A 14,881-nucleotide genomic window follows, 5' to 3' on the forward strand; every position below is an offset into this window, starting at 1 on the left:
ATTCAGGGCATATTTGTTGCTAGTAGTAAACCAAAAGTAGATATGAAAATTGATATACCAAGATTAAAAATATCTAAAATGGGATTAGTATTTACAATATTACCTTTAATTACTTTAATAATTTCTTTAATTATCATTTGAATTGATAAATCAAAATGAAAAAAAGACCATTTAAGACATTGTTTAGATTGTCGGATTAATCCGCGTGTTATTCAACCAAGATTAGCAAAACAATGAAATAATTTAGATGGCATAACAGAAGAAATATTTAAAAATATACAAAATGAAAATATTAAAAAACAAAAACAAGAAGAAAATAACAAAGAATTAAATTTAAAATAGACTATATATAGGGGCGGTTGATATTTTTGGGTGGTTATATAGTTTAATTTATAAATTATTTTGTTCTGAAAGGATAGATGGCCACTGTTTGAGTAAGAATAAGAAAGGAATTAAATAAAATGAATGAAACATTAATGATTGCTTTACTTGTGTTAGCGGGTGCGGGTGGAATGGGTAGTCTTGGTATTCTAGGATTATCTGCTAAAAAAATTAAAAAATATAAAGCAGAAATCAGAGAATTAAGAACTGCTGTTATTGCCCACGAAAAACATTTACGAGGACCTGATTATGCAACAGAATTAGCATTAAAAACAGGTCAAATTAAAAATGTTAAAAAACAAGTTAAAGTTAATGATAAAAAACAAGCACAAAAAGATGCCATTAGACAATTAACAAATAATATTTAAAAAAATAACCTTAATTGGTTATTTTTTATTTTTCTTTATTGTGTGTTATATAAAAGTTTATAAGATATTCAATTCGTTGCGAATAAGTATTAAAATTTAATTCATTTCAAACTTGTTCTTCATTTTCATTTAAGTAAACATTTATATTCCGAATTTTACAAGAATAATATTTTCCTGTTTTTTGATTATATGAATGTTTCATAAATTAACTTTCATAATTAGCAATAATAATTGCATCTCGTAAATGATTACTTATTTTTTCATTATTATATTTTCAACTTTTACCATATTGATAAGTTAAATTAACATCTTTTTCATATTTTCATATATAACCATCATTATATTTACTTAAATTTTCCATATTTTTAACAACTGATTTTGTATGTTTTGGTGAAATAGTAGCAATATATCCTTGCGTTTCTAATGAACCTAATAATTTCAATAAATCATCTCTATCTTTTGAGCCATTGGCATTTGTATATAAACAATTTTCTATAAAAATTAAATATTCTAGTTTATGATTATTTGATAATATTTTCCCAAATAGTTTTTCATTTTTCAAATAATTTATAATAAATTCATAATGTTCTTTTCAGCCTTTATTTGTAAATTCTTGTTTATCTATTAATTTATTATTTTTATAAACAACAATAGCCGTAGTACCAGTTCCTGATGGGTCAATACCTATTTTTATCAATTGGCTCATTCTTCATCATTGTTATTATTAACTACTGGTACTACATTTGATATATCTTCTTCTTTAACTACATTATCGTTTATGTCCACTATTTCACCATTAGGTGGGGTATTATAATTTAAATTTATATTATTTGATAAAGTTTCATCGTTAATATGCCCATTATTTTGGATGAAAGTAGCATCATTATCAATATAAATCTTTTCATCATTAGTTGTAATAACTGCTTGATCTGATTTATATGCTTGTTGTAATTCAACTGACATAATACCTCATTTTCTTAATAATGATGTTAATACTGTTTTAAGGGCCATTTCATCAAAACTAGCAATATAAAATGATTTATTTTTAGCATAAGTTTTAGAATATTTCATAAAATGATTTTCCATTTGCTCTTTTGTCATATATAAAGTTTTTTCAAAACCATTAACCATTTTAAAATATGCTACATAACCTATAATTGATAATTTTTCTCGTTCATCTTCATTTTGATTTCAATTAAAAGCAGTACCTTTTAAACGATCATAATTTATTAATTCATTTGCTCTAACATCTGATACTGACATATCTAAATATTGGCCACTTCTTTGGGCTAATTGAATATAACCTTTATAACCCATTTGAAATTGGGCTTGATTAATTCATTCTTGGATTTCACGACCATTAATAATTCTTGTTATTTTTGTATTATATGGTACTACATAAGCATAACCGAATTGTTTTTCCATTGGTAAATTTAATAAAACACCTTGATAACAAGCAGTCATAATTGTTTTTGGATCTGCTTTTTGTAATAATTCATTACTATTTGATATTGCAATTATATTACTTTTAAATCTTGCAATTTCATTTTCATTAGAAAATTTACTTTTTATTCAATCAGTTACCTTATCTGTTCTTAAAAATTCTACAATATTTGTCATGTTATTTTTCTCCTTTATTTATTTTAAAATTAATACCTTTAACCCCAATTAAATTAATATCTTTATTACTATCTAATTGATCTTTAATTTCATTTTTAACAATTTGTTCATCAACAGTTAAATAATTTTTAATAAGATTAATAAGTTCTAATTTATCAGCATTTTGTAAAAAATCATCATTAATACCAATAACCTCAATATCTTTAATTAATAATTTTTCTTTCCGAAAATTACTAGTAATAATTTTTAATTCTTGTTCTTGTTTTGCTATACTTTTAATTTCTAAAAATTGCTCTTTTTTATGAGTTTCAATAATTTTATTTTGTTTTTGAAATTGAATATTAATGACACTATTTTTTAAAGAATCATGATTATTCTTAATATTATTTTCTAAATTTAAAATATCTTTTCTAATAAAATTTAATTCATCTTTAAAAGATTTTATTATTTCTAATGGTTCTCTAAAAATATAATCAATTTTTGAAACTACTAATTTTAAATCTTTTAGTGATTGTGATTTATATTCTCCATTTATTAATCAAGCTTGTTGTCGATATATAAATTCTGCTAATTCTTGTCCATTTTCATCAATTCACTTTTTAATTGTTAATGCTTTTAAGCTTAATTCTTTAAAATTATTTCCTTTTAAATAAAACGGATAAGTAATATTTTTAACTTCATTATTTAATTTTAAATCTTCCATAATTAAATTTCCTCTAATTCCATTTCATTAATTAAATTATCAATATATTCATAAGCACTTTCTTCTGAATAACATTCATCTAATGCTAAATTAAATAAATCTTCTTCTGTATAAACATAACCATTTTCATCTTTTCACATAATTATTTATCTCCTTGTCATTTAATATTGCTATCTTCTAAATCAATAATAGTTGTTAATCAATGATTTTCATTTTCAACATTAGCAGTAATCCTCGCTTCTTCTAATGTATAAAAAAAATCTGTTTTAAAAATAGTTGTTTTATCAAACAAATTATTATATTTCATTATTAATACGTATCTTTTATTCATAATTTAATTCCTCCTAATTTTGTTTCCCTAATGCTCAATGTTCATCAGTCATATCTTAAAATGATACTGAATAACTTTTAAACATTAATTCTTGTAATTTGTTTTCTTGATTGCATTTTGAGCAATATCCTCAATATTTTTGTTTAAGACAAATTTTATTTAACTTTTTCATATTTACCTCCTAAATTATTTTTCCTATTTTTTAACTCGCTGGCACTCACTACCAAGTGAAAGTGCCAAAGCGAGAATTAGTTATATAAGTATTGTATTTATCTATTTTATTTACTACGCCATCCGCTTCGCTGTGGGTGAGAGGTGGCGGTATGTTGTTAGTTAAATAATCGACAGTTGTTTTTTGTTTTTGTAGCCAGAGAGTTTTCTCTCTCTTCACCCGCACCATTTCAGGTCAAAGCGTTCAGTTTTTAAAATAAATCTACTTGCACCTTGAAGAGCCTAATGCTGACTTTGTGGTTTTTAAACCGCTGTCACTTCTAAGAAGTAATATCTATCGCAAATTTATTTATAAAGTGACCATCTCTTTTGTTTATTGTGGTTCGATGTTGACCGCGCACTTATCACCACTATCGCTTGTTAAAGCGTCTATTATTTCCGGACTGATTACCGCTGTGCTAGACCGCCTCCTGTGGAATAAAAACACTTAGTTATTTAAAATAACCGTTCCACTCTGCATTAAGTTGTTTTATAAAATCAAAGTTTTAAAAAACCAGTTTTATAATCAAAGATAATTTTTGAATTTTCTAAACGTTTATAAAACCACTCTTGGTTTTTATCTTTTGTATGATTTAATAAATTTTTATGTTTTTCACAAGTTCATAAAACTTTATTTGATAAAAATTCTTTGGTAATGAATGATATTGATTTATAGCAATCAATAACATCACATATTTTTTGTTGTTTATTAATTTCCATTACTTACTCCTTCTTTTATTAAGTTTTTTTATTTATTAACAAACTAATTAACTGAAACAAAGAAAAGACAACACCTTAAATTAGGAGAAAAAACAGGTACACTTTGTAAAAATTTCTAAGATATTTATAAATGTGTAAACAACTTAAAGAGGGTATCAGAAAGTTGTGTAAAAAGTTTCTATTTTAAGAATTTAAGATGCTGTCCTTTCTCTGAATCAATTAATAATTTTGGTTTTACAAATAAAAAAACCATTTTAGTAAATGGTTTAATTTATTATTCTTATTCAATTTCCGAGTTTTTTTCCAAAACCCCAATATTTTTTATACGACCAATAATTTATTCTTTTACTTTTTAATTTCAATATCTTTTGCAATCTTATTGACAGTATTAATAACATTATCTTTACCGTACTTTTTCACTAACGACCGCAAAATCAAATATTGCTTTGTTTGCATAATTTCAACTCCTTAAAACTAACTTAAAAAAGTTAACTAAATTGATAGTTAACTTTTTATGGTTTGGCATTTACAATTTACAATTAAAAATTATTTTAACTACTTTGAAAGATGATTTTTATTTAACTTGATGAAATCAAAGTCAAAATGGTAATAATCCTAACCCATATAATCAATTTTATTGAAAACCGGATAAGGGTAGTAGTGTTAGTGAAGCAATAGGCTTTAAAATTTTATTTAATAGACTTCTTGCGATACCCCTTTTTATTAAAATATTATTATAAAATATAATTTATGAGGACATAAAAATATGAAAAATAATAAATTTAATACTCTTAATGATAGAGAATGGTTAAGATTAACAGAAATAAAAAAATCCACTTTTAATAAAATGTTAGATATTTTAAAAGTTGCTGAAATAGAAAAACTTAAAAAAGGTGGTAAAACTAATAAATTATCATTAGAAAATAGATTATTGATGACTTTATTATATTGACGAGAATATCAGACTTATTTTCATCTTGGTAAAAGTTTTGATATTAGTGAGGCTAATTGTTATCGTAATATTAAGTGAATTGAAGATATTTTAATTAAAAACTCTGATTTTCAACAACTTGCTGGTAAAAAAGCACTAATAAATGATTATTTTAATGATAAAACTATTATTATTGATGCTACCGAAACTCCAATCCAACGCCCAAAAAAAGACAAAAACAATCTTATTCTGGTAAAAAGAAAAAACACACGATCAAAACACAAGTAATTATCGAACAAGAAACCAAAAAAATTATTGCAACAAGTTTTTCGCTCGGAAAAAAACATGATTATGCTTTATTTAAAGAATCAAAAATCCCAATTTTAAAAATACCAAATTAATAGTTGATAGTGGTTATCAAGGAATACAAAAAAATCACAATAATGTTCTAATATCTACAAAGAAAACAAAGAAAAACCCTTTAAACAAAGAACAAAAGCAATATAATAGACTAGTTTCAAAAATGAGAATTATTATTGAAAATATTTTTGCTATTCTTAAAAAATTTAAAATTATTACAGAAAAATATCGTAATCGAAGAAAAAGATTTGGTTTAAGATTTAATTTAATTGCCTCAATTTATAATTTACAATTATTATATTTAACATAAAATATTTATTTAAAATTAAATAATTTAAATAATAAATTAATTTTTCGTTGTGGAAAAATATTAAATTTTTAAATAAAAAACATAATTAATTAAAATTATATTTTTCTATTAGTATCTTTTTTACAAATATTTGCAATTTTTTAACAAGTAATGCAAGAAATCTAATATAATAATTTTGGTCGTTCTCCACAAAATATTATTATGTCTTATGAATTACAATATAATGTAAAATTTGGTGTGTGTTTTAAAACAATGTATAAATATATTAGATTAGGTTATTTTAATTTATCAAAAGATAATTTGTATTTTAAAAATAAAAAACGAAAAACAAAAAATGGTGAAAAAAATGATAATCGTGGTGTATTGCTTAATATTAGAGATTATAAGCAATTTTTAAATGATTATGGTGATGATTTTAGTTTTAGTGGAATTTGAGAAATGGATACTCTTGATTGTGGTAATTTTCATTTATTAGTTTTAGTAAATAGGAAATCTAAAATAGTTTTTTATGATATTTTATTTACTAAAAAAGCAAGTATTGTGTTAATGGTTTTAATGAAAATGATTAAACAAATTGGTATTAGTAAATTTAGTTGTATTTTAACAGATAGAGGAAAAGAATTTTATAAATGAAAAACAATAGAAAAACATTTTAAAATAAGAGTTTATTTTTGTGACCCTGGTAAACCAAAACAAAAAGCATTAGTTGAACGGATAAATAGGGATTTAAGGCGTTGATTTGACCAAAATGAACCGTTAATTAATATTCGTAGTAAATTAAAATCTGTTTTAGATATATTAAATACTACAATTAGACCGTGTTTGGGATATTTTACATCAAAGCAATATTTTAAAAAAGTTTTTGTAAATTAAACTAATATTTTAATGTATAAGATTAATAAAGTTTATTTTTTGTTGTGCTTATTTTTATAATTTTGAAAATAAATATTAAAAATAATATTTTGTTTTAATATTTTTTGTAATTATTGATTTTTATTTTTAATTTGTTATAATTTTATTAACTTTTTATGGTTTGGCATTTACAATTTACAATAAAAAAAGATATAAAGATATTTTAGATACTATGGAACATGTAAAAATTAGTTTAATGACAATATCTAATATTATGAAAAATGCAAAAACTGATGAAGAATATTACATTAATAAAACTAATAAAAAAATAGATATTCCCCACACTTTATATATTCAAATGGATGGTACTTATTTGAAAATGTTAGATGCAACAAAACAAGGACGAAAAAAGATAAAAAAACACACAATAGTTTCTACTGTACATACTGGTTTTGATGAAGAAAAATATACTGTAAAAAGACCTGTAATTGCAAATAAATTAGGTGTTTTTGAAATGGATAATATTCCAGATTATCTTAAAAAAGAAGCAAATTTAAAACCAGTTCTTTTAAAATTATTTACTTTAATTGAAACTCATTACAACATGACACCCAATATTGAAATTATGATTTTAGGTGATGGTGCACCTTGAATTAAAAATACTAAAAATTTTATGCATCAATATTTTCCTAAAAATAAAATTAACTATACAATAGATAAATTTCATCTTACAAGTAGATTTAAAAAACTATATCCGTTTCAAAGTAAAAACAAAGAAAATAGAGAAACATATCATAAAGCCGTTGATTATTTTTTTAATGCTAAATATGAAGAATTATTACAGTGTTTAGAAGATAGTAAATCGTTTATAAGTGATACTAAATTAGATTTTTTAAATAAAACTATTACATTAATTAAAAATAATAAAGAAGGTATTGAAAATCAAACACTATGAAATAATATTGGTTGTCATATTGAGGGTGATATATCACATTATTGAAAAGATGCTATGGTTAAAAAAGCAATTTATAGCGAAAAGACTATTAGAAATAAATTAAATTCTAGTATGAGGGAGTTTAAAAATAAAATTAATTTATTTAATACTAATGAAGCATTAGAAGAAAATAGAATTAATTATTCAGTTAATAATTTTGTAAATAATAATTTACAAAGAAATTTATATTTTTATTAATTTTATCTAATAAATTAAATAACTTTAATAAACATGTATTTTTAGTCTGAAAAAATTTAAAAAAATAGAAAAAAGTGTTGACAATAAAATTAAAAGTAATAAAATCTAAATAAGTAAGTGGTATATTATTCCACAATTTCTAAGATATTAATTTAAGACCCTTAAATAATTTATACGACCAAAAATATTAAATTTTTAAATAAAAAACATAATTAATTAAAATTATATTTTTCTATTAGTATCTTTTTTACAAATATTTGCAATTTTTTAACAAGTAATGCAAGAAGTCTAATAAAAAAAGCAATGATCATTGCTTTTTTAAATCTTATTAATTATTATAAGCCACATTTTAATTGAACATTACAGTTATTACATGTAACACAGCGACCCGCATCAATCATCGTTCCTTCTTTACAAATTGGACAAACATCGCCAACTTCAGCTCCGATGTTACGGTCCTGATTAATTCCCCGTAATTTTCCAACTGTTTTAACATTTTCGGTTACTTTTTTATTTGGCCGATTATCAACTTCAACCCCCAAATCATCTAAGTTTAATTGTTCTAATGCGGGGTGATTTTTATCGGTTGTTAATGATAATACTTGTGAATCACGTGAACCATCAACATAAACTGTTCCCCCTTTAGCACCACCTTTATATAACCGAGTGTAAATTTTTTCAACATCTTTTACCGAATATCCTCGTGGAGCATTAACAGTTTTTGAAATTGATGAATCAACTCAACGTTGAATAATACATTGTGTATCAGCATGATCTTCAGGTGCTAAATCCATGGCGGCAACGAAAATATCTGGTAATGTTTCTGCCGTATATTCAGGATTATATTTTAACCATTCATAAACAATTTTAGCATTAACTTCAATGTTTTTTCCTAATCGTCCTGAACGATAGAACTTAAATCCAAAGTATGGTTCTAATCCAGTTGAAACCCCAACCATTGTTCCTGTTGAACCAGTTGGTGCAATTGTTAATAAGTGTGAATTACGAATTCCATGTTTTAAAATGGCTTGACGGATATCTTCTGGCATTTTTTTCATGTAACCCGTTTCAATAAATCTTTCACGTGATGATAAGAACGGAAATGATCCTTTTTCTTGTGCTAAAGCAATTGATGTTCAATAAGCTTCAGTAGCAATTAATTCAAAAATCTTATCGACAATTTCATTTCCTACTTTGCTACCATAACGAACACCATGGAAAATTAACAAGTCATGTAATCCCATTACTCCTAACCCAACTCTTCGTTCTCCGAGCGCTTGTTTTTGATTCGCCTCTAAGAAATATGGTGTTGCATCAATAACATCATCTTGCATACGAACACAAGTTTGAACAGTTGTTTTTAATTTATCATATAAGATTTCCTTTGTTGCTTTATTAACAAAATTAGCTAAGTTAATTGCTGCTAAGTTACATACCGAATAAGGGGCTAATGGTTGTTCACCACAAGGGTTTGTCGCAACAACTTTCATCCCATAAGCTTTCGCATTTGTCATATCATTTGCAGTATCCAAGAAGAAAATTCCTGGTTCTGCTGAGTAATTAGCACAGAAATTAATTAAATCTCATAAATCAGGAGCACGCATACGATAATATGTTTTAACCTTATAGCCCATTGCTTGTCATTCATTAATATCACCAATTTCAGCTCATTTTTCATCATAAAAATCTTTTTCTGCTTTGGTGTAGTTATCTAAGTCAGGGAATTGTAGTTCTCATTCAGCATCATCTTCAACTGCTTTCATAAATTTATGAGTTAATGTTACTGAAATGTTTGCTCCCGATAAAAATGACGGGTTATTAACTTCCCAAGCGCCACCCTCTTCTAACTTAATTCGTGCTTCATTAATAACACGATCATTACCAATTTCAGTTTCATTATTTAAAGCATATTCATAAAGATTACGGTCTAATTCTGATAATGGCACAAATTTAATTTTTCGACTTGCTTCATCACGAATTAATTTATCCTTTGAGTTTTCTTTTAACCAACGTAAAATTTTTGGATTCTGCATTTTAGAAATGATAAACTCAATTACATCAGGGTGTCAATCAGCCATCATAATCATTTGCGCACCACGACGTGATCCTCCTTGTTCAACTAAATGGGTCAACGTTGATAAATCATTTAATCACGATACTGCTCCTGATGAACGACCCCCAACACTTTTAGCTACTGTTCCACGAGGACGTAATGATGAACCATTTGTTCCAACCCCACCTCCATGTGACATAATTTCCATTACTTCTTTTCGATGGATTGAAATTCCTTCGCGTGAATCTTTAATAAATGGCATTACAAAACAGTTAAAAAAAGTAACATCGCTATTACTTCCAGCACCATATAATACCCGTCCAGCCGGAATAATATTTAAATCTTTTAATTCATTAAAGAACTGGTCACGATAAACATTATGTTTTTGTTCGTTTTTACTAAGTGCATTCCCTACCCTTCAGGCAATTTGTTCGTAAAAGATTTCTAATGGCTTTTCAACCATATGTAAGTTTTTTCGAATTATATTATTTGAATTATTAATTAATAAATCAGGGTCAATATTATGAGCATAATCAGCTTCAATTTGAATATCAACAGTGTCATTCTTACGATCAACAGCAACAACATTTCCAATTCCCCGGGTTGGAAATCAACCATCATCTTTAATCACTGTTAATACTAAATCATTTGCTTTTAATGTTTTTAGCTCATTATCTTTTTGTGCATAACGATCAAGCACTACCATTCTTGAAACCCCATCAAAAACCATATTATAATTTTCTTCAATTTCTTTTAAATGGGGAAAATGTTCTCTAATATCCTTATTTAAACTATTAATTAATTCTTTTGAGTACATCTTGTTTTTCCCCCTTACTCATTCCATTCCTATTGTCATAGACATAAAATAAGTATACCAAACTTTATTAACAAATTAATATCTTTTAAAGCCTAATAATAATTTAAGCATAATTTTAAAAAATAGGTACAAAATATCTTTATTTTTGGAAAAAAAAGACGCCAACAATATCTTGTTTTGTCTCTTTCTATCTTAAATAAACTTAAGTGCTTTGGAAGATTCTAATAAATCAATTAAAACTCCTTCCTTTTTCAAATTTGTAATTAAATTTGTTTTTTCATTAAGTGACAGTTTTGTTTTTGTCAAATAAATCTCGCCATTATAACGCTGATACAAATAATTATCAATTAATAAACTATAACGTGGAACAACTAACTGTTGATTATTCCAGGTCTTAATATTTGTATTATTGTTATGTAACCCACGGCTTTCCACAAATCTTAAAACGTGGCTATTCGCATCATTTCGAATGTGATAAACCTTGTTTTTAATAGGGCAGTAATTTGCTCTGGTAAATTATTATAGTCTAATCTAATTGTCAATTCTGGACTGTTATTAATTTCTACTAAGAACTTTAAGTCAGAATCACTAATCATTGTATCACTAATAATACAATTTTCAATCCCAAAGTGACGATATCATTGTAATTGTACATATGGTGAAATTTTCCGAAATTTTTCAATTGTTGGTAATCCTTGAAATAAAGGCCCGCGGGGATGTTCTAACAAAGCAAGAAAAGTGAAGATTAGCAGATCGTATTCTTGTAATGTTTTTGTTCGGAAAATAAACTCACTAATATCCATTCCAGTATATGGCTTTGGATAAAAGTTATAAGAAATCGCTAATCGTTTTGTTCCGCGTGCTTTAATAATTTCTAATAAATCTCCTAACTGGTTATCACTACCATTTAAATGAATGTCACATTTTAAGTTATCAATAAGATCAAGGATTTCTGATGTTGAAAACCCAAAGTCTAATCGTAATGCATCTGGAGCATAAGCACTAATTAAGTCATAACTAAAATAATTTTTGCTAATATCTAAAATTGTATATAAGCCTAATTCACGAGCATATTTAATTAATATTTTTAAATCAGCTGCATTATGATCTTTTTCAAAATAATGTCCACTATAAAAAACCGTTTTAAAACCAGCGTGATATGCTTTTTGCAAATATTCTTTGTTTTTTTCAATTGTAATTCCTTGGTTTGTATAAATTGAGATTCCTAACATTTTATCTCCTCCGCTTCAAAAATAAAAAACATCTTAAAAATTAAGATGTTAAAAGTTATCTGTTACTTACTATTAATTACTTTTGTTACTAAATTATCATATTCGGCTAATAATGTTTCACTTTCTGCATAAGAAACATTTTTTAAAATCATAACAATAGCATTTTTACATGCGTAGTTTGCTGCAGTTAACGTTGTGGCAACAACATCATCACTAGCATTTGTTACGGCTTTGACAATTCGTGCTGTTCGCACTTTTAACTTTTCATTTGTAGCAAGTAAATCAACCATTAAGTTCTGATATACTTTTCCTCATTTAACCATTAAAGTGGTTGAAATCATATTACATACTAACTTTGTTGCTGTTCCTGCTTTCATTCTTGTACTACCAGTCACAACTTCTGCTCCTGTTTCAATCGCAATAACTTCATCTGCAACCGCTAACATTTCTGAGTTTTTCGTCATACATAAACCAACCGCTAAAGCACCAATTGTTTTTGCGTATTCTAAACCAGCTAAAACATAAGGTGTTCGTCCTGATGCCCCAATCCCAACAACAGTATCTAATGGTTGTAAATTTAACGCTTTTAAATCAGCAACACCTAACTCGCGGTCATCTTCTGCGCCTTCCGCTGGTGTTCTAATTGCATCATCACCACCGGCAATAATTCCAATAATTTGATCTGGTTTAAGACCATAAGTTGGTAACATTTCTGAAGCATCAAGAATCCCAAGACGCCCTGATGTTCCAGCACCCATATAAATTAACCTTCCGCCTTGGCTAAAACGAGTAAAAATTAAATCAATTACTTTTGCGATTGTTGGTAATTGTGCTTGCACTGCTGCCGCAATCTTAGCATCTTCATTATTAATGATTGTTAAAACCCCCATTGTATCAGCTTGATCAAGTGCCATACTATTTGGATTTCGTTGCTCAGTATCTATTTTTGACAAATCAATTTTTTGCATAATATTTCTCCCCCTACATATTAATCTTATTCAACTTTAACATGGGCCATTTTACTACGTTCTTCTTTTGGTAATTGATAATATGCCACTATTCAGTAAATAAAAATTCCAATAATAGTAATAAAAGCTAATGTTCATAAAATTTTTTGATATAGTTTATATTTTCCGTCTTTACGATATAACTCTTTCATATCTTTTCCACCGGCTTTAACAATTCGCGAATAACCAAACATTGTAATAAGTCATCCGGCGGCAATTGAAATAACAGATCCCACTAAATAAATTCCAACCGCTAATGGAATATTTCCCGTATTAGTTGTCATCATAAAGGCTGCTAAAATTCCTGATGGACCAAAGATTGCATTTAAGCCAAAGGTAACATTTCCTCACATATAAACGACACCAATAAAGAATCCACCAAACCCAGCACCAATTGATGCTGTTACAAAGGGACGAATTCGTGGTAAAGTTACCCCATAAATCATTGGTTCACCAATTCCAAAGATTGCCGGAATTAAAGCCCCTTGAATTTGACGACGTAATAAACTTCCTTTTGTTGCCATAATTCATAAAGCAATCCCAGTTCCAACTTGGGCCATTCCAGCCATTCCTAAGATTGGGAATAAACCATTAACCCCCGTTTCCTTAATTAAAATTCCATAAATTGGAATAAACCCCTGGTGAACACCAAAGGCAACCGCCATTAAGAATATCGTTGCTAACACAAACGCCCCAAACGGATTAGTATACAAATGCGCAAATAATCATGCCACAGCTTGATATAAATATCCTGAAATTGGAATTAATAAGAAAATATTTAATAATAATAGGCCAAATAATACCAAGGTTGGTGTTCCAATTGTATCTAGAACTCCCGGCATAAACTTACGAACACCACGTTCCATTCACAACGCTGCAATTGCTGTTAGTAATGCTCCTAAAATGTTTCCTGATGGATTATTAAACACTAATTTACCATTAACTAGTTCAGGACGGAATCCAACTGTTAATCAGTTTGTTAATGGATTACTAATGTTAATTCCTAAATAATTAACATGGTTAGCATCCCCAACAACTAGCATTGGAACCACGCTACTTACAAATACTGGTGAGTAAATTGCCGCTGTCATCGCTCCCAAAACACCACTACCGCCTCATACCTCACAAGTTCTTCAACCAACAATAATAATGAAGGCGTTTTTTCAAATATCTAAAATTAAACTTAATGCCTTAAATCATGACACTGCAGCAGTGGGAGCATGACTTGTATCCATTGTTCCCCCATATGCTGATTGCATAATTCCAGCAATTCCTGATAAAATCCCAGCTCCAATGAACCCAATAATCATTGGTGAAAAGATTTTTGAAAATTTAGTAAAAAAGTTTGGACTCAATTTTGTTTTGCTTTCATTTCGCCTTTAACAGCTTGCGCTGCTTCGGCTGCTGTTACAAATGAATCAGAACCATCATTGTCGTTATAAGTTGTTTTATTAGCATTAACTAGTTTTCCAAATGCTTGGGTAACATTTGCAACAAAACCTGGGCCTAAAACAATTTGTAATTCAGTTGGTGACGGGGTTAAGATTCCCATCACATTAGGAGTTGTTTTTAGTTTTTCTAAATCAACATTTGCTTCCGGTTTTAAATTAAGTCGTAATCTTGTTAAACAATTTGTATATGAGACAACATTCTCTGCTTTGACAATATCAGCAATATCTTTCGCTGTCTTTTTCGGATCTTTGGCCATTTTGTTTTTCCCTCTTTCTCATTAAAAATATGTTTTATACTTAATACCCATATATATCATAAAAGAAAATAATACAATTACAAGAA

Annotated in this window: 18 protein-coding genes and 1 pseudogene; 8 read left to right on the forward strand and 11 right to left on the reverse strand. The window is 27.1% G+C overall.

Annotation, left to right across the window (positions count from 1 at the left end; translation table 4 throughout):
- Both MSROBK_RS07755 and MSROBK_RS07760 read left to right on the forward strand, forming a co-directional pair.
- Positions 1-342 (forward strand): hypothetical protein (locus MSROBK_RS07755; protein ID WP_159373253.1); only part of this gene is annotated, 342 nt, incomplete at its 5' end.
- A gap of 77 nt (positions 343-419) precedes the next feature.
- Positions 420-749: a hypothetical protein gene (locus MSROBK_RS07760; RefSeq protein WP_133165051.1), complete on the forward strand. Its 330-nt coding sequence runs from the start codon at positions 420-422 to the stop codon at positions 747-749.
- 205 nt (positions 750-954) lie between these two features.
- Here MSROBK_RS07760 and MSROBK_RS07765 read toward each other — a convergent pair whose 3' ends face one another.
- The 6 genes from MSROBK_RS07765 to MSROBK_RS07790 form a co-directional block, all read right to left on the reverse strand.
- Entirely contained in the window at positions 955-1,455 is a 501-nt protein-coding gene (locus MSROBK_RS07765; RefSeq protein ID WP_133165035.1) for a hypothetical protein, read from the reverse strand.
- Positions 1,440-2,369, reverse strand: a complete 930-nt coding sequence (locus MSROBK_RS07770; protein WP_052443526.1) for a recombinase RecT — start codon at positions 2,367-2,369, stop codon at positions 1,440-1,442. The genes MSROBK_RS07765 and MSROBK_RS07770 overlap by 16 nt, the downstream gene beginning before the upstream one ends.
- Before the next feature lies 1 nt (position 2,370).
- The gene (locus MSROBK_RS07775) at positions 2,371-3,072 is read right to left on the reverse strand and encodes a hypothetical protein (protein ID WP_040093813.1); all 702 of its coding nucleotides are present in this window, start codon (positions 3,070-3,072) and stop codon (positions 2,371-2,373) included.
- Positions 3,073-3,074: 2 nt separating this feature from the next.
- Positions 3,075-3,212: a hypothetical protein gene (locus tag MSROBK_RS07780; RefSeq protein WP_157944213.1), complete on the reverse strand. Its 138-nt coding sequence runs from the start codon at positions 3,210-3,212 to the stop codon at positions 3,075-3,077.
- 2 nt (positions 3,213-3,214) lie between these two features.
- Positions 3,215-3,403, reverse strand: a complete 189-nt coding sequence (locus tag MSROBK_RS07785) for a hypothetical protein (protein ID WP_133165036.1) — start codon at positions 3,401-3,403, stop codon at positions 3,215-3,217.
- Between the two features lie 690 nt (positions 3,404-4,093).
- Positions 4,094-4,333: a hypothetical protein gene (locus MSROBK_RS07790; protein ID WP_040092486.1), complete on the reverse strand. Its 240-nt coding sequence runs from the start codon at positions 4,331-4,333 to the stop codon at positions 4,094-4,096.
- A gap of 497 nt (positions 4,334-4,830) precedes the next feature.
- Between MSROBK_RS07790 and MSROBK_RS07795 the strand changes: the two genes are divergently transcribed.
- The 6 genes and pseudogenes from MSROBK_RS07795 to MSROBK_RS07810 all read left to right on the forward strand — a co-directional run bounded on the left by MSROBK_RS07795 (position 4,831) and on the right by MSROBK_RS07810 (position 7,978).
- A complete protein-coding gene (locus MSROBK_RS07795) occupies positions 4,831-5,073 on the forward strand; it encodes a hypothetical protein (protein ID WP_040092612.1) in 243 nt (80 codons plus the stop codon).
- 26 nt (positions 5,074-5,099) lie between these two features.
- Complete coding sequence (locus MSROBK_RS13980; RefSeq protein WP_052443414.1) at positions 5,100-5,552, forward strand: IS5 family transposase; 453 nt, start codon at positions 5,100-5,102, stop codon at positions 5,550-5,552.
- Entirely contained in the window at positions 5,537-5,665 is a 129-nt protein-coding gene (locus MSROBK_RS13985; RefSeq protein ID WP_416375025.1) for a hypothetical protein, read from the forward strand. Before MSROBK_RS13980 ends, MSROBK_RS13985 begins: the two co-directional genes overlap by 16 nt.
- Positions 5,666-5,688: 23 nt before the next feature.
- Positions 5,689-5,934, forward strand: coding sequence for a transposase family protein (locus tag MSROBK_RS13990; RefSeq protein ID WP_416375049.1), 246 nt, complete (start codon positions 5,689-5,691; stop codon positions 5,932-5,934).
- Between the two features lie 165 nt (positions 5,935-6,099).
- A pseudogene (locus MSROBK_RS07805) lies at positions 6,100-6,807 on the forward strand (IS30 family transposase); the annotation flags it as partial.
- 160 nt (positions 6,808-6,967) lie between these two features.
- A complete protein-coding gene (locus MSROBK_RS07810) occupies positions 6,968-7,978 on the forward strand; it encodes an Mbov_0401 family ICE element transposase-like protein (RefSeq protein WP_133165070.1) in 1,011 nt (336 codons plus the stop codon).
- A gap of 335 nt (positions 7,979-8,313) precedes the next feature.
- Here the strand turns inward: MSROBK_RS07810 and MSROBK_RS07815 are convergent, their stop codons facing one another.
- The 5 genes from MSROBK_RS07815 to MSROBK_RS12390 all read right to left on the reverse strand — a co-directional run bounded on the left by MSROBK_RS07815 (position 8,314) and on the right by MSROBK_RS12390 (position 14,795).
- Entirely contained in the window at positions 8,314-10,848 is a 2,535-nt protein-coding gene (locus MSROBK_RS07815) for a vitamin B12-dependent ribonucleotide reductase (protein ID WP_040093816.1), read from the reverse strand.
- Between the two features lie 192 nt (positions 10,849-11,040).
- Positions 11,041-11,283: a phospho-sugar glycosidase domain-containing protein gene (locus MSROBK_RS11780; protein WP_241460191.1), complete on the reverse strand. Its 243-nt coding sequence runs from the start codon at positions 11,281-11,283 to the stop codon at positions 11,041-11,043.
- 5 nt (positions 11,284-11,288) lie between these two features.
- The gene (locus MSROBK_RS07820; RefSeq protein ID WP_227991193.1) at positions 11,289-12,080 is read right to left on the reverse strand and encodes a MupG family TIM beta-alpha barrel fold protein; all 792 of its coding nucleotides are present in this window, start codon (positions 12,078-12,080) and stop codon (positions 11,289-11,291) included.
- A gap of 62 nt (positions 12,081-12,142) precedes the next feature.
- Positions 12,143-13,048 (reverse strand): N-acetylmuramic acid 6-phosphate etherase, encoded by a 906-nt coding sequence (gene murQ / locus MSROBK_RS07825; protein ID WP_040093818.1) that lies wholly within the window; start codon positions 13,046-13,048, stop codon positions 12,143-12,145.
- Positions 13,049-14,270: 1,222 nt separating this feature from the next.
- Positions 14,271-14,795, reverse strand: coding sequence for a PTS sugar transporter subunit IIB (locus MSROBK_RS12390; RefSeq protein WP_227991194.1), 525 nt, complete (start codon positions 14,793-14,795; stop codon positions 14,271-14,273).
- Positions 14,796-14,881: the final 86 nt, after the last annotated feature.

The sequence above is a fragment of the Spiroplasma poulsonii genome (assembly GCF_009866525.1).
Taxonomy (GTDB): Bacteria; Bacillota_I; Bacilli_A; order Mycoplasmatales; family Mycoplasmataceae; genus Spiroplasma; species Spiroplasma poulsonii.